The following is a 19,785-nucleotide window of genomic DNA, read 5'->3' on the forward strand; positions in this document are numbered from 1 at the left end:
GGGTGCTCCGGGCGGCCGGGAGGCGACCTCAGGCGGCGTCCGGGTAGGCCACACCCGTCGTGGCATGGCAGCGGTACCCGTTCGGGTTCTTCGCGTCGCTCAGGTACTGCTGGTGGTAGTCCTCGGCGAGGTAGAAGGGGCCCACCTCGGCTGCCGGGCGAAGCTCCGTGGTGATGGGGTCGTACCCCTTGGCGTCGAGCACCTCTGCGTAGCGGGCGGCGGTCTCACGGACCGCCTCTCCCTGCTCGGGCGTGGTCCAGTAGACGGCCGACCGGTACTGGGTGCCGACGTCGTTCCCCTGGCGGAAGCCCTGGGTCGGGTCGTGGCGCTCCCAGAAGGTCTTCAGGAGCTCCTGCTCCGAGACGCGGGCCGGGTCGTAGGCGACCAGGGCGGTCTCCGTGTGTCCCGTGCGGGCGCTGCAGACCTCCTCGTAGGTGGGGTTCGGCGTCGTCCCGCCCATGTATCCCACGGCTGTCGACACCACCCCGGGCACCTGCCAGAAGATCTCCTCGGCACCCCAGAAACACCCCATCGCGAGGTACAGCACCCGGGTGCCCGGCTCCCACGGGCCGGTGAGCGACGTGCCGAGCACCGTGTGCGGGCGCGGCGCGGCGAGGATCGGTGACTCGCGGCCCGGTAGGGCGTCCTCAGGGGCGACCATCGTGGTCTTGCCCTGACCGAACAGCGACTCGAAGAACGACATGGCTGCTACCTCCTTGACGTGGCCTCTGGGGAACGCTCCCGCGGTCCGCGCTGTTCCGCGCGTGACCACAGTCTCCGTCAGCTCACGTCGAACGAGGAAGCGAAGTGCTCGATCTCGGCGGTCAGGTCCTCGACGGTCTCGAGGTTCTTCCGCCAGTCGTCAGGGATCTCCAGGCCGTGGTCGCCGCCGGGCACCTCCACGAAGTCCGCGCGAAGCGTCGACACGAGGTCGTGGTCCCAGGTCGGGTCCGCGCTGCCGCCGATCAGGAGGTGGTCCCCTTCGAGGCCGGTGACGGCCTCGCGGACGTCGGCCGTGTCGGCCCACGTCAGCAGCGGTGCGAGCCAGATGCCCGGGAGGCCGAGCCGGGCGGCGGCCGGGATCGCGACCGTGCCCAGGGACTTGCCGATCACGAGGTGTGTCACACCGTCGCGGGGTGCGTCACGGCCCTCGAGCAACTCGGCCGCCGCGACGCGGGCCGCGTCGAGGCCCGGGCTCCCGGACCATCCGACGGTGCGGACGGTCCAGCCCAGCTCACGGAGCGCAGCACGCGAGTGATAGAGCAGCGGCCCCATGGCGGCACAACCGTCTCCCGGGAGAACCGTCACGATCCGGTCGGGGTCGCCGTCGACCCGGTGGAGCTCATAGAAGTTGGACACCCGCCCAGGATGGCAAAGGGCCTGGCAGAGCGAAAGCGGAGGCAGTGGTCCGTGGTGGACATTTCAGCCCTCGCCGAAATAACCGTGACGTAGACCGAAATGTCCTGCCGGAGCCTCCAGGGACGACTTGTGGAGCTGTGGCTGGGGTTTCTGTGCAGGAACTGGCGTGTCCCTGTGATCTGGGCGTGGTGGCAGGTGGTGAACGTGCGGGTATCGCCTACGTTGGGGATCGTGACCGAGAACGAGCCTGCCGTCGCCCCCGCCGGCGCCGAGCCGCTGGCCGGTGCGATGCCCTCCCCGGGTACGGCGACACGTACCGCGACGGACGATGTCAAGGACGCCCCCGCGAGCGGGATCGACCCGACGACGGAGGGCTCCTCCGCCACCGCGGGATCCCCGCCGACGCCCCCGACCGGCCACCCCGACGGCTCCGTCACGGCCGGAGGAGCCCGCAGCTCCGAGGCCGCCTACGGCGGAGCCCGCACGTCCCCGGCAGCCGACGGCGGAGCCACCACCGTGCCGCGCACGATTCGCGAGGCAGCGGCGTGGTCCTGGCGCATCCTGCTGGTCGGTGCCGCGCTCGCCGCCATCGTCTGGCTGCTGGCGAGTCTCCGGGTGATCGTGGTCCCCGTCGCGGTGGCGCTGCTCCTGGCGGTGATGCTCACCCCGGTGCGGCGCTTCCTGCAGCACACGCTCCGGGTGCCGCGCGGGCTCGCGTCCGGCCTCTCCCTGCTGGGCCTGATCCTCGCCGCCGCCGCGCTCGTCACCTTCGCCGGGCAGCAGGTCGCGACGGGTTTTGCCGACCTGTCCGAGGAGGCCATCGCCGGCTTCGAAGAGCTGACAAGGTTCCTCGACGGGCGGTTCGGGCTCGACCTCATCGACTACCAGAGCCAGCTCGTCACGGAGCTGGAGGCTCAGCGGGACGCGATCATCGCGGGCGCCCTCGGTGCCGCCGTCACCGCGGGCAACCTGCTGATCGGCGCGCTCATCGCGCTGTTCTGCACGTTCTTCTTCCTGCACGACCCCCGCGGCATCTGGAGCTGGGTGGTCGGCCTGCTCCCCGTGGCGGCGCGGGAACGCGTGCACCAGGCGGGTCGGCGCGGGATCGTGACCCTGTCCGCCTACACCCGCACCCAGATCCTCGTGGCCGGCGTGGACGCGGTGGGGATCGGCCTGGGCTCGGCGTTCTTCGTGCCGTCGCTCGCCGTACCGATCGGCGTGCTGGTCTTCGTCGGCTCGTTCATCCCGATGGTCGGCGCCATCGTCACCGGCGCGATCGCGACCGTCGTCGTGCTCGTGGCCCAGGGCTGGGTCGCGGCGATCATCATGCTCGGCATCGTCATCCTCGTGCAGCAGATCGAGAGTCACGTGCTCCAGCCGTTCCTTATGGGGCAGGCCGTGTCCCTGCACCCCGTCGCCGTGATCCTCGCGGTGGCGGCGGGCTCGTTCGTGGCCGGCATCGCCGGGGCGCTCTTCGCCGTGCCGCTCCTCGCACTGGTCAACACCGTGGTGCTGTACCTCACCGGGCACGACAAGTTCCCCGAGCTCGGCAACGACGACAAACTCCCCATCAGATGGCTCGCCCCCGACGCCCCGCCGCTGCGCATCCCCCTGCGCCGGGCCACGGACCCGGCAGCAGGTTCCTGACCGCCGGGCCCGCGCGGGCGGGCCGGCTTCGGGCGCCGCGGGGGAGTTCCCGCGAACCGCGGAGCCCGCGGACGCGTTGTAATGTCGCGGGGTGACCCCCAGTACCGTTCCCTCCGTGAGCGCGGACGACGTCCGCGAGGCCGCGAACCTCCTCGACGGCGTGATCACCCGCACGCCCGTCGTCGAGAGCCGGGCCCTCTCCCAGCTCGCCGGCGCCAGGGTCGTTCTCAAGTGCGAGAACCTCCAGCGTGCCGGCTCCTTCAAGGTTCGTGGTGCCTACACGCGCCTGTCCCGGCTCACCTCCGAAGAGCGTGAGCGCGGGGTCGTGGCCGCCAGTGCCGGGAACCACGCCCAGGGCGTGGCGCTCGCCGCGGGCATGCTGGGCATCGACGCCCTCGTGTTCATGCCGGTCGACGCGCCCCTGCCGAAGCTCTCCGCGACGCGAGGCTACGGCGCCGAGGTGCGTCAGGTCGGCAGCAGTGTGGACGAGGCGCTGTCGGCGGCGCGCGTCGAGGCGGCGCGCTCGGGGCGCATCCTCATCCACCCGTTCGACCACGCCGACATCGTCGCCGGTCAGGGCACCATCGCACTGGAGATCCTGGAGCAGGTGCCCGACGTCGGGACGATCCTCGTGCCGCTGGGCGGCGGCGGTCTCGTGGCCGGTATCGCGGCCGTCCTGGCCGACGCCGCGCCGCACGTGCGCGTCGTGGGCGTGCAGGCCGCGCAGGCCGCCGCCTATCCCGGGTCGCTCGATGCCGGCCGCCCGACCGCGGTCGGCCTGAGTCCGACCATGGCCGACGGCATCGCGATCGGCACCCCGGGCCAGGTGCCGTTCGGCATCGTGGCGGAGCGTGGCGTGGAGGTGCGCACCGTCAGCGAGGATCTGCTGTCGCGCGGGCTGCTGCTGGTCCTGGAACGTGGAAAGCTCATGGTGGAGCCCGCGGGCGCGGCCGGCGTGGCAGGGCTGCTGGCCGCGGCGCCCGGAGAGTTCGCCGGGCCCATCGTGCCCGTGCTGAGCGGCGGCAACATCGACCCGCTCGTGCTGCTGCGGGTGGTCCAGCACGGTCTCGTGGCGGCCGGTCGCTACCTGCAGCTCCGCGTGCGCGTCCAGGACCGGCCCGGTGCGCTGGCAGCGCTTGTCGACACGATCGCGGCAGCCGGGGCGAACATCGTGCAGGTGGAGCACTCGCGGACCGACGTCTCGCTGTCGGTGTCGGAGGTGCTGGTGAATCTCCAGGTGGAGACCAAGAGCGCCGAGCACCGCACGTCCGTCGTCGAACGCCTGCGCCAGGACGGGTTCGCGGTAGACGTCACCTGACGACTCGGAACCCACCTCGCCGAACCGCAACGGGAACCCGGCCCCCGATCGCCGAACCGCAGGGACACGCCGGTTGTGGTCGCCGAACCGCAGGGACACGCCGACAATCCTGGATATTGTCGGCGTGTCCCTGCGGTTCGGCGGCGGTGGCCGGGTTCCCTGACGGTTCCACCGGTGGTACGGCGGCCCCGTGAGGTCACGGGCGAGGTCAGGCGAACGGCTTGGCGTCCTTGATCTCGACCTCGATCGTCTTGCCGTTCGGGGCCTCGTAGCTGGTCTTGTCGCCGACCTTCTTCTCGACGATGGCGGCGCCCAGCGGAGAGGTGGGGGAGAAGACCTCCATGTCCGTGTCACCGGCCATCTCTCGCGAGCCCAGCAGGAAGGTCTCGTCGTCGCCGAAGATCGACACGGTCACGACCATGCCGGGCTGCACCGTGCCGTCGTCGGACGGCTGCCCCACCTGGACCGTGCGCAGCTTCTCGGTGAGTTCCTTGATGCGCGCCTCGTTCTTCGCCTGCTCCTCACGGGCTGCGTGGTACCCACCGTTCTCCTTGAGATCGCCCTCGTCGCGCGCGGCGGCGATGCGCTCGGTGATCTCCGCGCGATAAGGGCCGGAGAGGCGCTCCAGCTCGGCCTGGAGCCGGTCGTACGCGTCCTGGGTGAGCCAGGTGACAGAGGTGTCGGTCACGGGGGCTCTCCTTTCGTGGTAGCTCGGTCGAGCGGCGGTGGGGCACCGACAACGCGCAAGACCCGCCGAACGGGGAAGCACGCAAGTGCCCGTTCAGCGGGTCCGTACAGCGTGTGAAACGACAATTCTATCAACGAACCGCCCGGGAAGTGTCAAGGACTTACCGTGCAGTGGTCGACGATGCCGGTCGTCGCCTCCTGAGTGGTCCTGACGTCGGCGGTGACCCGGATCGTGTCGCGCTCGCCCGGTCCCACCTCGACGTCGAGCGAGCCCACCTCCGCGTAGCTGGGGTTGAGCGCGGTCACGGTGCACACCGCCGTCGTACCCGGCGGCATCATCACGTCGAACGTCACCGACACCTGCTCGGGGCTCTCGATGGCGAACCCGATGTCCCGGAACGAGACCGGGTTGCGCTGCGCGTCGGACCAGGCGAACCAGGCGGCTCCGGCCACGCCGGCGGACAGCGCCGCCGCGACCGCGATCCGCGCGCCGACCGAGAGACGCGGTCGGCCGGACGGGCCGGTCTCACGCGCCGGGCGGCCGTATCGGTTTGCCAGAGGGTCGGAGCTCATAGTGACATGATGGTCCATGTCGCCGACATCGACGAAGGGCCCCCTCCAGGGCCGGGCAGGAGACGCCGCTCGATGTCGGGCGAGAACATTGCCGTCGACTGCCGGCCGGGAGGTCCAGGTGTCCGAAACCGAGCGCGAGCCGCTCCGCCTCATGGCGGTGCACGCGCACCCCGACGACGAGTCGAGCAAGGGAGCCGCGACCACGGCCCGCTATGCGGCCGAGGGCGTGGAGGTCCTGGTCGTCACGTGTACCGGCGGCGAGCGAGGGGACATCCTCAACCCGTCGTACGTCGTGCCCGAGGGCCACGAGTTCGACTCGCTCGAGGGGCGCAACGCGGTGCGTCGCGAGGAGATGGCCCGCTCGGCCGCCGCGCTGGGCGTGCGGCATCGCTGGCTCGGCTTCGTCGACTCCGGGCTGCCCGAGGGCGACCCCCTGCCCCCGCTGCCCGAGGGCTGCTTCGCCCTGGTTCCGCTCGAGGAGGCGTCGGAGCCTCTGGTGCGCCTGGTGCGCGAGTTCCGTCCGCACGTCATGACCACGTACGACCCGTCGGGCGGCTACCCGCACCCCGATCACATCAAGTGCCACGAGGTGTCGGCCGAGGCGTTCGCCGCCGCGGGCGACCCGGCGCGCTATCCCGGCGCGGGCGACCCGTGGGAGCCGATGAAGCTCTACTACAACCACGGCTTCTCGATGGAGAGCCTGCGTGCCGTGCACGAGGCGATGGAGGGCGCGGGCCTGGAGTCCCCGTTCGGCGACTGGATCGAGTCCCGCGCCGCCCGGGAGATCCCGGAGCGCGAGGTCACCACGTACGTGCCCGTGTCCGACTACTTCTCCCGGCGCGACGACGCCCTCCGCGCGCACGCCTCGCAGATCGACCCCGACGGCTTCTTCTTCGCCGTGCCCCGCGACATCGAGGCCGAGGTGTGGCCGTGGGACGAGTACGAGCTCGCGGAGTCGAACATCCCGCTCCCGGCGCGTGCGGCGGGTGAGCACGAGGACGACCTGTTCGTCGGCGTGCGCGAGGCTCTCGGCGCACGGAGCGGAGCCGGGGACGACGGCCGCGAGCACGCCGAGGTGAACGCGTGATACCGACGACGACCGCGGTGGCCGCCCTCGTCGGCGGGCGATGGGCGGAGTTCGCCGCCTCGGCACCGTCTCCCGACCCGACCGAGGGCGTGCTGCGCCCCGGCCTGGAGGAGACGGACATCACGCCCGGCCTGGTCGGGTTCCTCGTCACGTTCGCGGTGGCGGTCGCGTGCGTGTTCCTCTTCCTGTCCCTGACGCGGCACCTGCGCAAGGCGCGGCGCAACGCGGAGGAGCAGGGCCTGGACGTCCGCACGCGCGAGGGGATCGAGATCCAGCGGGACGTGGACCACCGCCCGCCGACGGATCGCTATCCGCGCGACAGCCACGGCCACATCGACATCCCGCCTGGCGGCGTGGGGCCGGTGTGACGGGCGGCGAAGCCTCCGGCGTCGTGCCGGGCGAAACGGGCGCGACGTCGGATCCCGGGCCGACGTCGGACGGTCCGGCCGGCGCCCCGGCCAAGGTCCGCGTCACGGTCGCGCAGCTCACGGTCTCCGACGACCCGGCAGCCAACCGGGCGACGGCCGAGGGGGCGTTCCGCGAGGCAGCCCGCCTCCGGGCGGATCTGCTCGTGCTGCCGGAGTACGCCTCGGCGTACGACCCGCGCGGGGTGGGTGCCGAGCACGCCGAGCCCCTCGACGGTCCGTACGTCTCGATGCTGCGGCGCCGGGCCGCCGAGACCGGCGTCGCGGTGATCGCGGGGACCGCCCTCCCGGCCGGGAAGGGGCGCGCGGCGAACGCGCTCGTGGTCGTGGACGGCGGCGGGTCGCTCGCCGGGGTCTACCGCAAGGTGCACCTCTACGACGCGTTCGGGACGCGGGAGTCGGACCGCCTGGAGCCCGGCCCCGCCGACGCCGAGCCGGTCGTCCTGCGGCTCGGGGATCTCACGTTCGGCGTCCTGACCTGCTATGACCTCCGCTTCCCCGAGTCGGCGCGGCGCGTCGTGGACGCGGGAGCCGATGTCCTGGTCTACCCGGCGGCCTGGATGGCCGGCCCGCTCAAGGCGGACCACTGGCACACCTTGCTGCGGGCGCGGGCGATCGAGAACACCGCGATCGTGCTCGGCGTCGGGATGGCGGGCAAGAGCGTCACGGGGCGATCGCTGCTGGTCGGGCCGGACGGCGTCGTCGGCCTCGAACTGGAGGACGGGCCGGAGATCCGGACCGTCGACCTGGACCCGGGGGGCGTGGTCACCGCCCGCCGTACCAACCCGTCGCTCGACAACCGCCGCTACACGGTGGTGCCGCGGTAGCTCAGGAAAGCGCCGCCAGGTAGATCGCCACGACGTGCGAGGCGAACCCCACCACCGTGAGAACGTGGAAGATCTCGTGGAAGCCGAACCAGCGAGGGCTGGGGTCGGGCTTCTTCGTCGCGTAGACGACGGCGCCCAGGGTGTAGGCGAGGCCGCCGCCGAGCACCAGCCACACCACGGCAGGCCCGCCGGCCTCCCAGAAGGGCTTCACGTAGCCGACGGCGACCCACCCGAGCGCCACGTAGATCGGCGTGTAGACCCAGCGGGGCGCGTGCAGCCACACGATGCGCCCGATCAGCCCCGCGAGTGCTCCGCTCCACACGATCCACAGGAGGATCGTGGCGTCGTGCCGGTCCAGCAGCGTCACGGCGAGCGGGGTGTAGGTGCCGGCGATGATGAGGAAGATGTTGGAGTGGTCGGCACGGCGCAGGATCGCCTCCACCTTCGGCGACCAGGTGCCGCGGTGGTACACCGCGCTGGTGCCGAACAGCAGCGCCGCGGTGAGGCCGAAGACCGCGACGGACCACTTGGCGGCGGCGCCCGGTGCGAGGGCGACCAGGGTGATGCTCGCCGCGAGGGCGAGCGGGAACGTGCCCGCGTGGATCCAGCCGCGCAGGTGCGGTTTGATCTTGCGCTCCACGGTGTCCGACACGCTGGTGGAGATGGTCTGCACGACGCCGGTCACGCTGCCGCGCACGTCGTCGATGGTGTCGCCCACCCGGTCGAGGGGGCCGGTCGCCTTGTCGCCGACGTTGTCCACCGGGTCCGGCGACGGTCGGCCGGGCTGGTTCGTCGCTGCTGCCACGTGTCATCTCCTTCGCTCGGCCGGCAATGCGAACCTACGGTAGCGTAGGTTTCTCACCAGGGTAGGGGGCGGCACCCGGGCCCGGCGTCGGCGGTGTGAAGATCCTGCGGCGGGTTGGCGGGAGGGGCCGTGCTATGCGCCTCCCGGGTCGCGGTAGCGTTTTCCCGTGCGTCTGCCCTCACCTCTCTACCGACTGTACGAGCGCCGCCTGGCCCGCAGCCTCGACGGCGCCTCGCTGCCCCGGCACATCGGCGTGATGCTCGACGGGAACCGGCGCTGGGCCAAGTCGTTCGGCGAGACCGCGGCCACCGGGCACCGGCGGGGCGCGGACAAGATCGCGGACCTGCTCGGCTGGGCGGAGCCGCTGGGCATCGAGGTCGTGACGCTGTGGATGCTCTCCACGGACAACCTGAGCCGCTCGGCCGCCGAGCTGGAGAATCTCCTGGAGATCATCGAGGACGCGGTCCGCGACCTCGCGGAGTCCGGTCGCTGGCGAGTGCGCGCCATCGGGCGGCTCGACCTGCTGCCGGAGCGACTCTCGCGGACCCTGCGCCAGGCCCAGGAGGAGACGGCCGGCGTCGGCGGGCTGCAGGTGAACGTGGCGATCGGCTACGGCGGCCGGCAGGAGATCGCCGATGCCGTGCGCTCCTACCTCACCGAGGAGGCCAAGAACGGCGCGACGCTCCAGGAGCTCGCCGAGCGGACCGACGTCGAGCACATCGCCGAGCACCTGTACACGCGGGGCCAGCCGGACCCGGAGCTGGTCATCCGGACGTCGGGGGAGCAGCGCGTCGGCGGGTTCCTCATGTGGCAGTCGATGCACTCGGAGTACTACTTCTGCGAGGCGTACTGGCCGGCCTTCCGGCGGGTCGACTTCCTGCGTGCCCTGCGCGACTTCTCGCAGCGGGAGCGCCGCCTCGGCCGGTGATTCCGCGCCTCCGTGATCCCGGCGGCGACCGCTTCCTGGCGCGGCTTGCCGCGTGGCGGCATCCGTCCTGAAAATCCACACCTTATGAGTCCTTCCTGCGGAAATCTGAGCCGCCCTGGGGTAGCGTGCCAGTCGAAGCAGGAGAGGATCACACCCGATGACAGTGAGAGAACGGCCTGCTCCCACGGCCCGCGAGGCAGCGGAGGCGTGGGAGTCGCTCTTCCGAACACAGGTCACCCTGATGCGCCGGCTGCTCGCCGATGACATCTGGGACGAACTGAGCATGCGCGAGTACGACGTGCTGTTCACGCTCTCCGGCGGCTCCGGCTCGATGCGGCTGCGGGATCTGAACGAGAACATCCTGATGGCGCAGTCGTCCTTGTCACGTCTGGTCGATCGTCTGGAACGGCGCGGGCTCGTGCGGCGCGAGTCGGCACCCGAGGACGGCCGGGGCGTGAAGGTGGTGCTCACCGATGCCGGCGTCAGGCTGCAGAAGGAGGTGGGGGTGCGGCACGTGCGGTCGATCGAGCACTACGTGGGCTCCGCGATGCCCGCCGACGATCTCGCGACCCTGCGTGCACTGCTCGACAAGCTCCGCGCGGCGCAGTCCGGAGTACCGGACCGCTCGCAGGCCGCCACGTAGGGGACACGCGCGCCGCCCGTCAGGGAGTGCTTCCCGCGCGGGGGCGCACCAGTGGTAGTAGCGCCCGAGTGCAGGCCGAACCCGGGGAGTGCTCCTCGCGCGGGAGCACGCCCGTCCGGGGAGCACGCCCGTTCCGGGCACCCGCGTCCCGGGCGTGCCCCACGGTCACGGAGTGACCCGCGTGATCGCGTGCGCGACCTCGCGGACCGCGACCCGTGACATCGCGGCGCGCCGGCCCACCAGGTGGATGTCCCGCTCCAGCGGATCGCGGAACGGCAGGATCCGGACGGCGTACCTGCTGTCGACGGCGAGGCGGGGCAGCAGCGTCACCGCCAGGCCGGCCTCCACGTAGCGCAGCAGGGATCCGTGCGACATGCAGCGCGCGGCGATCCGTGGGCGGAACCCGGCCCGCAGGCACAGGCGCTCGGCCAGGTCCGCCAGGTGCGCCCCGGGTTTCTCGAACGCCCAGGTCGCGTCGGCCAGGTCCGCCAGGTGCACGGTGTCGTGGGCGCCACCGGGTGCCGGCATTCCCGGAGGCGTCGCGTCCTCGGCCACCACGAGAACGACGTCGTCCCTGGTCAGTGGCGTACGGACAAGGTCGGGGTCGGACGGCTCGGGGGAGTCCTCGAAGTCCCCGCTGACCGCGAGGTCGACCTCGCCGCGGCGCAGCGCGGGCAGGGCCTCCGACGGCTCCGCCTCCGTCAGGACGACGGCGATCCGCGGGTGCGTGGAGCGCAGACTCCGGACCGCGGGGATCAGGATGGTGTGCAGCACGCTGGTGAACGCCGCGACCCGCACCGTGCCGGTGGGCTCGGAGTGCAGGCCGGCGATCTCGGCCTCGACCGACTCGATGTGATCGAGGATCTCCGTCGCGTGGCGGGCCAGTTCCAGCCCGACCGGCGTCAGCCGCACGCGCCGCCCGGTACGTTCCAGGAGGTGCGCGCCGGCCTCCCTCTCCAGGGTGGCGAGCTGCTGCGAGACGCTCGACGGGCTCATGTGCAGCAGGTCCGCCACGGCGCGCACGGTGCCGAGCTGGTGGAGCCGGCGCAACAGGTGGAGCCGCCGAGGGTCGAGCATGCGGGTGGAGAACCTCTCTGTTCGGTCTCGCCGAACATTCTATTCAGGAATGTGACCTGGACCGCACAACGGGAACAGGCCTACCGTCGAAACATGAAGATCGGAACACCCACCGAAATCAAGAACAACGAGAACCGCGTCGGCATCACCCCCGCCGGCGCGCACGAGCTCGTTCGCCGCGGCCACCAGGTCCTCGTCCAGGCGGGCGCCGGCGCCGGCTCGGGCTTCACCGACGAGGCCTATCACGTGGCCGGGGCCGTCACGCTCGCGACCGCCGACGAGGTATGGGCGGACTCGGACCTGGTGGTCAAGGTCAAGGAGCCGGTCGAGCCGGAGTACGGCCGCCTCCGCGGGGACCAGGTGCTGTTCACGTACCTGCACCTGGCGGCGTCGGAGCCGTGCACCCGCGCCCTGCTCGACGCCGGCACGACCGCCGTCGCGTACGAGACCGTCCAGCTCCCCGACCGATCCCTCCCGCTGCTCGCGCCGATGAGCGAGGTGGCCGGCCGGCTGTCCATCCAGGCGGGCGGCTACCACCTGATGAGCGCGACCGGTGGCGCCGGTGTCCTGATGGGCGGCGTCCCGGGCACTCCCGAGGCGAAGGTGCTGGTGATCGGCGGCGGCGTGGCCGGCGAGCACGCGGCGGCGAACGCCCTGGGCATGGGCGCGGACGTGACCGTCGTCGACATCTCGATCCCGCGCCTGCGGGAGCTCGACCACCGCTTCGACGGAAAGCTGCACACCCGGCACTCCACCCAGTACGAGATCGCCGAGCAGGTGCAACAGGCCGACCTCGTCATCGGTTCCGTCCTGGTGCCGGGCGCCGCCGCGCCCAAGCTGGTCACCGACCAGATGGTGAAGGCGGCGAAGCCGGGCACCGTGTTCGTGGACATCGCCATCGACCAGGGCGGCTGCTTCGAGGGCTCCCACCCGACCACGCACGACGACCCGACGTACCCCGTGCACGACGCCCTGTACTACTGCGTCGCCAACATGCCCGGCGCGGTGCCGCAGACCTCCACGCGGGCGCTGACCAACGCGACCCTGCCGTATGTCGTCGCGCTCGCGGACCAGGGCTGGGAGGCCGCGCTGGCCGCGAACCCGTCCCTCGCCAAAGGGCTGAGCACCCACGCGGGCGAGCTCCGCAGCGAGGAGGTGGCGGACGCGCTCGGCCTGCCCCACGCGTGAGCGCACGTCGTCCTGGCCCGCGCCCACGCCGGTGAACCGTCCCGCGCGTGACCGGTGCGTCCCTCTACGATCAGGGCCGTGAGCACCATGCGTGTCGTCGTCGCCCCCGACTCCTTCAAAGGAAGCCTCAGCGCCGCCGAGGTCGCCGCCCGCGTCGCCGACGGCGTCCGCGCCGCCCGGCCCGACGCCGTCGTCACCTGCCTGCCCATGGCGGACGGGGGCGAAGGGACACTCGAGGCCCTCCTCGCGGCGTGGGACGTCACGCCCCAGGTGATCGACACCGTCGACGCCATCGGGCGCCCCCGCACCGCCAGATGGGCCACCTCGCCCGACGGCCGGACCGGCGTCGTCGAACTCGCCGAGGCCAGCGGCCTGCCGCACGTCAGCGACCAGCCGCTGCAGCCCCTGCACGCCGGCACCCGAGGCACGGGCGAGGTCGCCCGTGCCGTCCTCGACGCCGGGGTCGACGAGGTCCTGGTCTGCCTCGGCGGGTCCGCCTCGACCGACGGCGGCGCCGGGATCCTCACCGGCCTCGGCGCACGGCTCCTGGACGACGACGGCGCGGACGTGCCCGACGGCGGCGAAGGCCTCGCGCGGGTGGTCCGCATCGACCTCGACGGGCTGCACCCGCGGGCCCGCCAGGTGCGCTGGCGCCTCGCGGTCGACGTGACCAACCCGCTCGTGGGCGAGCACGGCGCCGCCCACGTGTTCGGGCACCAGAAGGGCGCGAACGACGGCGACGCCGAATACCTCGACACCGCGCTGCGCCACTGGGCCGACGTCCTCGACCGCGAGACCGGCGTGCGGACCCACGACCTGCCCGGCGCGGGCGCCGCCGGCGGTGTGCCGTCGGGCCTCGTCGCCGTGCTCGGCGCCGAGACCGAACAGGGGGCACAGCTCGTCGCCGAGGCGATCGGGCTCCCCGAGGCGCTCGCGGACGCCGACCTCGTCTTCACCGGGGAGGGGTCGTTCGACTCCCAGTCGGTGCGCGGCAAGGTCGCGGACGGCATCGCGCGCCTCGCCGCCGCGTCCCCGGCGAAGCCGTCCGTCGTCGTCCTGGCGGGGCAGGTGCTGCTGCCCGCGCCGCTGGCCTGGGAGGCGGGCATCACGGCCGCGTTCTCGATCGCGCCCGGGCCGGTGGAGCTGGACGACCTGCTCCACCGCACCCCGGCCCGCCTCACCGACCTGGCCGCGCAGGTCACCAACCTGCTCGGTCGCTCCGGTAGCTGACAACCGTCCGGCGGGACCTCCGGGCGGCTGAGATGACAGGTCGTCGGGTCAAAGTCACGTCCGATTCGAGCAAGTCGACGAGGACCGGTCTTCGTGCTGGTGGAAAGATGGGCGCATGCCCCCTACCCCGCAGTCCGCGGCAGCCACGGAGGCCGCGACGTCGCCCGCCACGCCCGCCGTCGGCCCCTACGATGCCCTCCTCCTGTACTCGTTCGGTGGCCCCGACAAGGCCGAGGACGTCGTCCCGTTCCTGCGGAACGTCACCGCGGGCAAGGGCATCCCCGACGAGCGGCTCGAGGAGGTCGGCGAGCACTACTACCAGTTCGGCGGCAAGAGCCCGATCAACGAGCAGAACCTCGCGCTCAAGGCCGCGCTCGAGGCGGAGCTCGAACGGCGCGGCATCGACCTGCCCGTCGTCTGGGGCAACCGGAACTGGGCCCCCTACACCACCGACGCGGTCGACGCGCTGGAGCGGCTCGGCGCGAAGCGCGCCGTCGCACTCGTGACGTCCGCCTACAGCAGCTACTCCGGCTGCCGCCAGTACCGCGAGGACCTCGCGGTGACGCTGCGGGAGCGCGGGCAGCTCGGGGCCGAGGGCTCCACCGGCGTGCAGTTCGACAAGGTCCGCCCGTACTTCAACCACCCGGGCTTCGTGCAGGCCAACATCGACGCCGTGGCGGACGGATACGCCGCCCTCGCCGCCGCCGGGGGTGCCGGGGACCGGGCACGCCTCGTCTTCGTGACGCACTCGATCCCCGACACCATGGAGACGGCGTCCGGCCTGTGGCACGCGCCCTACTCGCGGCAGCACGAGAGCGTGGCCGCACTCGTCGCCACGGCGGTCTCCGAGAAGCTCGGGCACGACGTCGCGTGGGACCTCGCCTACTGCTCCCGCTCGGGCCCGCCGAGCCAGCCGTGGCTCGAGCCCGACATCAACGACCACCTCGAGGCGCTCGCCGCCGACGGCGTTCGCGACGTCGTGATCTCGCCGATCGGCTTCATCAGCGACCACATGGAGGTCGCCTATGATCTCGACACCGAGGCCCTCGCCACGGCGCGGGAGCTCGGCATCACGGCAGTGCGCGCAGGAACCGTCGGCACGCGCGAGCCGTTCGTCCGCGGGCTGGTGGACCTCGTGCTGGAGCGCGCCGCGCTCGCCCGCGGCGAGAAGGTCGTCGAGGACACGGCGGGAGACCTGCCGGCGGTGGCCTCGGCGTGCCGGACGAACTGCTGCCTGCGGCGCCACGAGGAGCCCAGCGGCATCCCCGCACTCTGTTCGGAGGACATGAACCAGTGAGCGACAGCATCCGGCCCGGCGCGACGCCGGGCAACCATCACGTCCACGGCGACACGGGGCACGACGTCGACGCGGACGCCATCAACGCGACCATCCGCTACACCATGTTCTCGGTGTTCAGCCTCACCGAGACGCTCCCTCAGGACGAGGGCGAGCGCAAGGCCCTCGTCGCCGAGGCCGAGGACGCGGCCTGGGGCGATCAGGGGACGACGACGGACGCCGGCCGGGACAGCACGCAGGCGGACGGGGACCTGGTGGTGCGCGGCTGGTACGACGTGGGCGGGCTCCGCTCCGACGCCGACCTCATGCTGTGGACGCACGGTCCGACGATCGAGGCCGTGCAGGGCGCCTACCAGCGGCTGCGCGCCACGACGCTCGGGCGGTACCTGGAGCCGGTGTGGTCCGTGGCGGCGCTGCACCGCCCCGCGGAGTTCAACCGCGGGCACGTGCCGGCGTTCCTGGCGGGTGAGCAGCCGCGCGACTACCTGTGCGTGTACCCGTTCGTGCGGTCCTACGACTGGTACCTGCTGCCCGACGACGAGCGCCGCACCATGCTGCGCGACCACGGCATGGCGGCCGCCGGGTACAAGGACGTGCGCGCCAACACGGTCTCCGCGTTCGCGCTGGGCGACTACGAGTGGATCCTCGCCTTCGAGGCGGACGAGCTGCACCGCATCGTGGACCTCATGCGCGATCTGCGCGCCACCGAGGCCCGCCGCCACGTCCGCGAGGAGACCCCGTTCTTCACCGGCCCTCGCACCACCCTCCCTGACTGGGCGGCCCGCCAACCCCTGAGCTGACCCCTCTCCCTCCCCCAACGGGAGTCAGCCCTGGGCGGCCACCACAGCCGTCGCGCCGAGGGTTTCGTCGGAGGCGATGCGTGGTGTGAGGCCTGCCCGGCGGGCCGCCGTGGCGGCAGCCTCGGCCTGGTCGTGGCCCGTCTCGAAGAGCAGCACGCCACCGGGGCGGAGCCAGCCGGGCGCGGCGGTTATCGCGCGGCGGAGGATGCCGAGGCCGTCCGCACCGCCGTCGAGCGCGAGGCGAGGCTCGTGGTCGCGGGCCTCGCGGGGCATGAGCGCGATGGCCTCGGTCGGCACGTAGGGGGCGTTGCACAGGAGGACGTCGACCCGGCCCCGGAGCGATTCCGGCAAGGGAGCGTCGAGATCGCCGTCGTGCACGACGACGGTCAGCCCGCCGGCGCCCGTGCCCTGTTCGACGGCGGGGCCGGCCAGGTTCCTCCGCGCGCACCCGGCGGCGACGGGGTCGATGTCGGAGGCGTGCAGCTCGACGTCGGCCCCGGCGTTCACCAGGTCGAGCGCCACCGATCCGCCCAGCGCGCCGCACCCGCAGCACAGGTCGACGACGACGCCGGACGCGGGCGGGGCGGTACCGGTCGCGTCCGTCCCGGCGGGGACGGGGAGCCGCGTCCCGGGCCGCACGCGCAGGTGGGCCAGCGCCTCCGCGACCAGGAGTTCGGACCGGCGGCGCGGGACGAAGACGCCCGGCGCGACCGTCCAGCGCCGGCCCCAGAACTCCGCCCAGCCGACCACCTGCTCCAGCGGAGCGCCGCCGATCCGGGCGCGGGCGAGCCGTTCGAGCCGTTCCGGATCGGCGCCGGCCGCTTCGAGGAGGAGGAGCGCCTCCTCCTCGGCGAACACGCACCCGGCGGCGCGCAGCCGCGAAACCAGCGGCTCGGTCTCTGACGTCACCGCCTGATCGTAGGCGGTGGCGTCCGGGCGGTCGCCCGTGACCCGATCTGGGGGTCGTGACCTCAACGGTCACGACCCCCAGAAAGCCAAAGACCCGGAGATCTCACCCCAGGAACGTCCGCCGGCAGATCACGGGTAGAGACCGCGGATCTGGTGGGCCTCCGCGACCTTCTGCACACCGATCGTGATGGCCGCGTCGCGCAGCGACAGTCCCTCGCGTCGCGCCAGCTCGGCCACGCCCCGGTACGCCTGGTGCATCCGGTACTCGAGCTTCTCCGCGATCTCCTGCTCGGTCCACCAGTACGTCTGGTTCGCCTGCACCCACTCGAAGTAGGAGACGACGACGCCGCCCGCGTTCGCCAGCACGTCCGGCACCACGATGACGCCGTTCTTGGCGAGCAGGGTGTCGCCCGCCTCCGTCGTCGGACCGTTCGCGCCCTCGACCACCCAGCGCGCGCGGACGCGGCCCGCGGTGTGCTCGTCGAGCACGCCCTCGATGGCGGCCGGGGCCAGCACGTCGACGTCGAGCGCGAGCAGTTCGGCGTTGGTGATCGGGTCGGCGCCGTCGAACCCGACCACGGAGCCCGTGTCGCGCAGGTGCACCATGAGGCGGGGGACGTCCAGCCCCGCGGCGTTCCGGATGCCGCCGTACTGGTCGCTGACGGCGACCACCTTCGCGCCACGCTCGGCGAAGATCTGGGCGGCGTGGCCGCCGACCTTGCCGAAGCCCTGGATCGCCACGGTGGTGCCCTCGAGCGGCACGCCGGAGTCGGCGAGGGCGGCGGCCGTGACGTGCACCAGCCCCGCGGACGTGGCCGTACCGCGGCCCAGCGACCCGCCCACGGCGAGCGGCTTGCCGGTGACCACGGCGGGAATCGTGTAGCCCTTGGCGACCGAGTACGTGTCCATGACCCATGCCATCGTCTGGGCGTCGGTGCCCATGTCCGGGGCCATGATGTCGTTGTCCGGCCCGATCATCGGCATGATCTCGGACGTGTAGCGGCGGGTGACGCGCTCCAGCTCTCCGGTCGAGTAGCCGCGCGGATCGATGGCGACACCGCCCTTGGCGCCGCCGTACGGCAGGTTCACGACGCCGCACTTCCAGGTCATCCACATGGCGAGGGCCCGGACCTCGTCGATCTCGACCTTCGGGTGGTACCGCAGACCGCCCTTGCCCGGGCCGAGGCTCACGTTGTGCTGCACCCGGAATCCGTGCAGCACCTCGGTGGTGCCGTCGTCGCGGCGCAGCGGCACCGCGACGTGCATCTCACGGCGCGGCATCCGCAGCATGGTGTGCAGGCCGTCGTCGTATCCGAGGATGTCGACCGCCGCGGCGAGCTGGGCGTGCGCGGTGTCGAGTGCCGAACCGGCGGGCGGAAGTGCCGCCTCGGCCGGTGTGGTGGGAGCGACCGGGGCGGCCTCAGCGGCCTCGGTGGCTGACGTCGTTGTCACATGGTCCTCCGTGGAGAACGGGCGCCGATGCCCTTGTGGGGCCGATGGCGCGGGTCATCAGGACGCGGGATCTGCGCCCTGTCCTCAATCTATCCCCCATCAGGCAGGGCAGGCAGGACGAATGCCCGATCGAATCGTGACGATACGGCAAACATCCCGACGGTCGTTGTGACCGGCCGGTGAGGGACGGGCGCGGGCCGAAACGGTGTCCGCCCGCCGGCGACGACGGCCCCGCCGCCCCTCGGGTGAGAGGCGCCGCGGACCGTCGTCGGACAGCATCGTCAGTCCCGGGCCAGCCGCCACGCGGCCGGCAGCAGGACGCCCGCGAGGGCGGCCTTGATCGCGTCGCCGATCAGGAACACGCCGGCGCCGGCCGCGAAGGCCTCACCCGGGGACATGCCGGCGACGACGGCCAGCCACGGCACGCCGATCGCGTAGATCACCGCGGAACCGGCCGCGAACGCCAGCACGGTACCGAGCACCCCACGGTCCAGGCCACGCCGGGCCAGCGCGCCCACGACGGCGCTCGCCGCGACGAAACCGATCAGGTAGCCGCCGGACGCTCCGAGGAGCACCTCGGCCCCGGCCCCGCCCCCGGCGTAGACCGGAAAGCCCACCAGGCCCACACCCACGTACAGGACCTGTGCGGCGGTACCGCGGAGCGGGCCGAGTGCGGCGGCGCCGAGCAGCACCGCGAAGGTCTGGCCGGTGATGGGGACGGGCAGGCCCGGGATCGGGACACGGATCTGCGCGGCCAGCGCGGTGATGGCGGCGACGGCGACCACGAGCGTGACGTCGCGGGCGATCGCGCGGGCGCGGCTCGACTCCGCGGGGATCAGGTCGGCGAGGACGCGGCGCGGATTCGTGCGCGGCACCAGGGGAAAGGCAAGGCTTGTCATGAACACGACAGTACGAGGCGGCGGGGCGCGCCGTCGTGGGGATCAGATGCCCGTGAAAGCGCGGTCAACTTGTGGGAAACCCACAATCAGGTCCGTATCGCGCAGACTGGGGGCAGCGGTCACCACCTGAAAGGATCGGCGATGATGCAGGTCACGTACGGAAAGCTGGAATCCCTGGTCGGGACGGTGCTCGGCCCCGGGGACTGGGTCGAGGTCACCCAGGAGCGCATCGACCGGTTCGCCGCGGCGACCGAGGACCCGCAGTGGATCCATGTCGACGTGGAGCGCGCGGACGCCGGGCCGTTCGGCGGGACGGTCGCGCACGGCTACCTGACGCTGTCCCTGTTGCCGCGCCTGATGCGCGGCCTGCTCGTGGTGGACGGCGTCGCGATGGTGGTCAACGCGGGATCCGACCGGGTGCGGTTCCTCGCCCCCGTCCGTTCCGGCAGACGGGTGCGCGCGACGGCGGTCGTCGCCGCGGTCGCACCGGGGCAGCGGGGCACGCGCGTCGAGAGCGAGATCACGGTCGAGATCGAGGGCGAGACCAAGCCGGCCCTGGTGGCTCGCACCCTGGCCCTCCACATCCCGACCGAACCCGGCAGCCCTCCCTCCGCGGACTGACAGGCGTTCAGTG

At 72.4% G+C, this 19,785-nt stretch carries 21 protein-coding genes; 12 read left to right on the forward strand and 9 right to left on the reverse strand.

Going from position 1 to position 19,785, the window contains the following annotated elements; genetic code table 11:
• Positions 1–28: 28 nt before the first annotated feature.
• Positions 29–703: a peptide-methionine (S)-S-oxide reductase MsrA gene (gene msrA / locus EDD34_RS03080; RefSeq protein ID WP_123813270.1), complete on the reverse strand. Its 675-nt coding sequence runs from the start codon at positions 701–703 to the stop codon at positions 29–31.
• 77 nt (positions 704–780) lie between these two features.
• Complete coding sequence (locus EDD34_RS03085; RefSeq protein WP_123813271.1) at positions 781–1,359, reverse strand: hypothetical protein; 579 nt, start codon at positions 1,357–1,359, stop codon at positions 781–783.
• A gap of 231 nt (positions 1,360–1,590) precedes the next feature.
• Here EDD34_RS03085 and EDD34_RS03090 point away from each other — a divergent pair, with 231 nt between their 5' ends.
• Entirely contained in the window at positions 1,591–3,006 is a 1,416-nt protein-coding gene (locus tag EDD34_RS03090; RefSeq protein ID WP_246012157.1) for an AI-2E family transporter, read from the forward strand.
• A gap of 115 nt (positions 3,007–3,121) precedes the next feature.
• Entirely contained in the window at positions 3,122–4,324 is a 1,203-nt protein-coding gene (gene ilvA, locus EDD34_RS03095; protein ID WP_246012158.1) for a threonine ammonia-lyase, read from the forward strand.
• 208 nt (positions 4,325–4,532) lie between these two features.
• Here ilvA and greA read toward each other — a convergent pair whose 3' ends face one another.
• Both greA and EDD34_RS03105 read right to left on the reverse strand, forming a co-directional pair.
• Entirely contained in the window at positions 4,533–5,012 is a 480-nt protein-coding gene (gene greA, locus EDD34_RS03100) for a transcription elongation factor GreA (protein WP_123813273.1), read from the reverse strand.
• A gap of 152 nt (positions 5,013–5,164) precedes the next feature.
• Positions 5,165–5,584 carry a DUF4307 domain-containing protein gene (locus EDD34_RS03105; protein ID WP_123813274.1) on the reverse strand — a complete coding sequence of 140 codons (420 nt, stop codon included), beginning with the start codon at positions 5,582–5,584 and terminating at the stop codon, positions 5,165–5,167.
• Positions 5,585–5,735: 151 nt separating this feature from the next.
• Between EDD34_RS03105 and mca the strand changes: the two genes are divergently transcribed.
• Genes mca through EDD34_RS03115 form a run of 3 tightly spaced genes read left to right on the forward strand, consistent with a single transcriptional unit; the run spans position 5,736 to position 7,923 of the window.
• Entirely contained in the window at positions 5,736–6,671 is a 936-nt protein-coding gene (mca, locus tag EDD34_RS03110; protein ID WP_123816285.1) for a mycothiol conjugate amidase Mca, read from the forward strand.
• Positions 6,668–7,039: a hypothetical protein gene (locus EDD34_RS20585; protein WP_170176951.1), complete on the forward strand. Its 372-nt coding sequence runs from the start codon at positions 6,668–6,670 to the stop codon at positions 7,037–7,039. The genes mca and EDD34_RS20585 overlap by 4 nt, the downstream gene beginning before the upstream one ends.
• A 23-nt stretch (positions 7,040–7,062) precedes the next feature.
• Complete coding sequence (locus EDD34_RS03115; protein WP_170176952.1) at positions 7,063–7,923, forward strand: carbon-nitrogen hydrolase family protein; 861 nt, start codon at positions 7,063–7,065, stop codon at positions 7,921–7,923.
• 1 nt (position 7,924) lies between these two features.
• On the opposite strand, the gene trhA is transcribed toward EDD34_RS03115, so the two are convergent.
• Complete coding sequence (trhA, locus tag EDD34_RS03120; protein WP_425462336.1) at positions 7,925–8,728, reverse strand: PAQR family membrane homeostasis protein TrhA; 804 nt, start codon at positions 8,726–8,728, stop codon at positions 7,925–7,927.
• A gap of 166 nt (positions 8,729–8,894) precedes the next feature.
• On the opposite strand from trhA, the gene EDD34_RS03125 reads away from it, so the two are divergent.
• Complete coding sequence (locus EDD34_RS03125; RefSeq protein ID WP_123813276.1) at positions 8,895–9,656, forward strand: isoprenyl transferase; 762 nt, start codon at positions 8,895–8,897, stop codon at positions 9,654–9,656.
• A gap of 157 nt (positions 9,657–9,813) precedes the next feature.
• The gene (locus EDD34_RS03130; RefSeq protein WP_123813277.1) at positions 9,814–10,299 is read left to right on the forward strand and encodes a MarR family winged helix-turn-helix transcriptional regulator; all 486 of its coding nucleotides are present in this window, start codon (positions 9,814–9,816) and stop codon (positions 10,297–10,299) included.
• A 165-nt stretch (positions 10,300–10,464) separates the two neighbouring features.
• On the opposite strand, the gene EDD34_RS03135 is transcribed toward EDD34_RS03130, so the two are convergent.
• Complete coding sequence (locus EDD34_RS03135) at positions 10,465–11,376, reverse strand: LysR family transcriptional regulator (protein WP_123813278.1); 912 nt, start codon at positions 11,374–11,376, stop codon at positions 10,465–10,467.
• A gap of 93 nt (positions 11,377–11,469) precedes the next feature.
• On the opposite strand from EDD34_RS03135, the gene ald reads away from it, so the two are divergent.
• The 4 genes from ald to hemQ all read left to right on the forward strand — a co-directional run bounded on the left by ald (position 11,470) and on the right by hemQ (position 15,891).
• Positions 11,470–12,564, forward strand: coding sequence for an alanine dehydrogenase (gene ald / locus EDD34_RS03140; protein WP_123813279.1), 1,095 nt, complete (start codon positions 11,470–11,472; stop codon positions 12,562–12,564).
• A gap of 87 nt (positions 12,565–12,651) precedes the next feature.
• Positions 12,652–13,794, forward strand: a complete 1,143-nt coding sequence (locus EDD34_RS03145; protein WP_123816287.1) for a glycerate kinase — start codon at positions 12,652–12,654, stop codon at positions 13,792–13,794.
• Positions 13,795–13,909: 115 nt separating this feature from the next.
• A complete protein-coding gene (locus tag EDD34_RS03150; RefSeq protein ID WP_123813280.1) occupies positions 13,910–15,091 on the forward strand; it encodes a ferrochelatase in 1,182 nt (393 codons plus the stop codon).
• Positions 15,088–15,891: a hydrogen peroxide-dependent heme synthase gene (gene hemQ / locus EDD34_RS03155; protein ID WP_425462338.1), complete on the forward strand. Its 804-nt coding sequence runs from the start codon at positions 15,088–15,090 to the stop codon at positions 15,889–15,891. The genes EDD34_RS03150 and hemQ overlap by 4 nt, the downstream gene beginning before the upstream one ends.
• Positions 15,892–15,915: 24 nt before the next feature.
• Here hemQ and EDD34_RS03160 read toward each other — a convergent pair whose 3' ends face one another.
• The 3 genes from EDD34_RS03160 to EDD34_RS03170 all read right to left on the reverse strand — a co-directional run bounded on the left by EDD34_RS03160 (position 15,916) and on the right by EDD34_RS03170 (position 19,151).
• Positions 15,916–16,800 carry a putative protein N(5)-glutamine methyltransferase gene (locus EDD34_RS03160; protein ID WP_123813281.1) on the reverse strand — a complete coding sequence of 295 codons (885 nt, stop codon included), beginning with the start codon at positions 16,798–16,800 and terminating at the stop codon, positions 15,916–15,918.
• A gap of 129 nt (positions 16,801–16,929) precedes the next feature.
• The gene (locus EDD34_RS03165) at positions 16,930–18,252 is read right to left on the reverse strand and encodes a Glu/Leu/Phe/Val family dehydrogenase (RefSeq protein WP_123813282.1); all 1,323 of its coding nucleotides are present in this window, start codon (positions 18,250–18,252) and stop codon (positions 16,930–16,932) included.
• Between the two features lie 281 nt (positions 18,253–18,533).
• Complete coding sequence (locus EDD34_RS03170) at positions 18,534–19,151, reverse strand: biotin transporter BioY (RefSeq protein WP_123813283.1); 618 nt, start codon at positions 19,149–19,151, stop codon at positions 18,534–18,536.
• A 141-nt stretch (positions 19,152–19,292) separates the two neighbouring features.
• Here EDD34_RS03170 and EDD34_RS03175 point away from each other — a divergent pair, with 141 nt between their 5' ends.
• Positions 19,293–19,772 carry a MaoC family dehydratase gene (locus EDD34_RS03175; protein WP_246012159.1) on the forward strand — a complete coding sequence of 160 codons (480 nt, stop codon included), beginning with the start codon at positions 19,293–19,295 and terminating at the stop codon, positions 19,770–19,772.
• The last annotated feature ends 13 nt before the right edge of the window (positions 19,773–19,785 follow it).

The organism is Myceligenerans xiligouense (assembly GCF_003814695.1).
Classification (GTDB): domain Bacteria; phylum Actinomycetota; class Actinomycetes; order Actinomycetales; family Cellulomonadaceae; genus Myceligenerans; species Myceligenerans xiligouense.

What these genes read in the sequence shown, in the direction of transcription:
- EDD34_RS03135 (WP_123813278.1), bottom strand. Translation starts at nt 11,376, where the DNA reads ATGCTCGACCCTCGGCGGCTCCACCTGTTGCGCCGGCTCCACCAGCTC.
- msrA (WP_123813270.1), bottom strand. Translation starts at nt 703, where the DNA reads ATGTCGTTCTTCGAGTCGCTGTTCGGTCAGGGCAAGACCACGATGGTC.
- ald (WP_123813279.1), top strand. Translation starts at nt 11,470, where the DNA reads ATGAAGATCGGAACACCCACCGAAATCAAGAACAACGAGAACCGCGTC.
- EDD34_RS03175 (WP_246012159.1), top strand. Translation starts at nt 19,293, where the DNA reads ATGATGCAGGTCACGTACGGAAAGCTGGAATCCCTGGTCGGGACGGTG.
- EDD34_RS03130 (WP_123813277.1), top strand. Translation starts at nt 9,814, where the DNA reads ATGACAGTGAGAGAACGGCCTGCTCCCACGGCCCGCGAGGCAGCGGAG.
- EDD34_RS03170 (WP_123813283.1), bottom strand. Translation starts at nt 19,151, where the DNA reads ATGACAAGCCTTGCCTTTCCCCTGGTGCCGCGCACGAATCCGCGCCGC.
- mca (WP_123816285.1), top strand. Translation starts at nt 5,736, where the DNA reads ATGGCGGTGCACGCGCACCCCGACGACGAGTCGAGCAAGGGAGCCGCG.
- EDD34_RS03150 (WP_123813280.1), top strand. Translation starts at nt 13,910, where the DNA reads ATGCCCCCTACCCCGCAGTCCGCGGCAGCCACGGAGGCCGCGACGTCG.
- EDD34_RS03145 (WP_123816287.1), top strand. Translation starts at nt 12,652, where the DNA reads ATGCGTGTCGTCGTCGCCCCCGACTCCTTCAAAGGAAGCCTCAGCGCC.
- EDD34_RS03105 (WP_123813274.1), bottom strand. Translation starts at nt 5,584, where the DNA reads ATGAGCTCCGACCCTCTGGCAAACCGATACGGCCGCCCGGCGCGTGAG.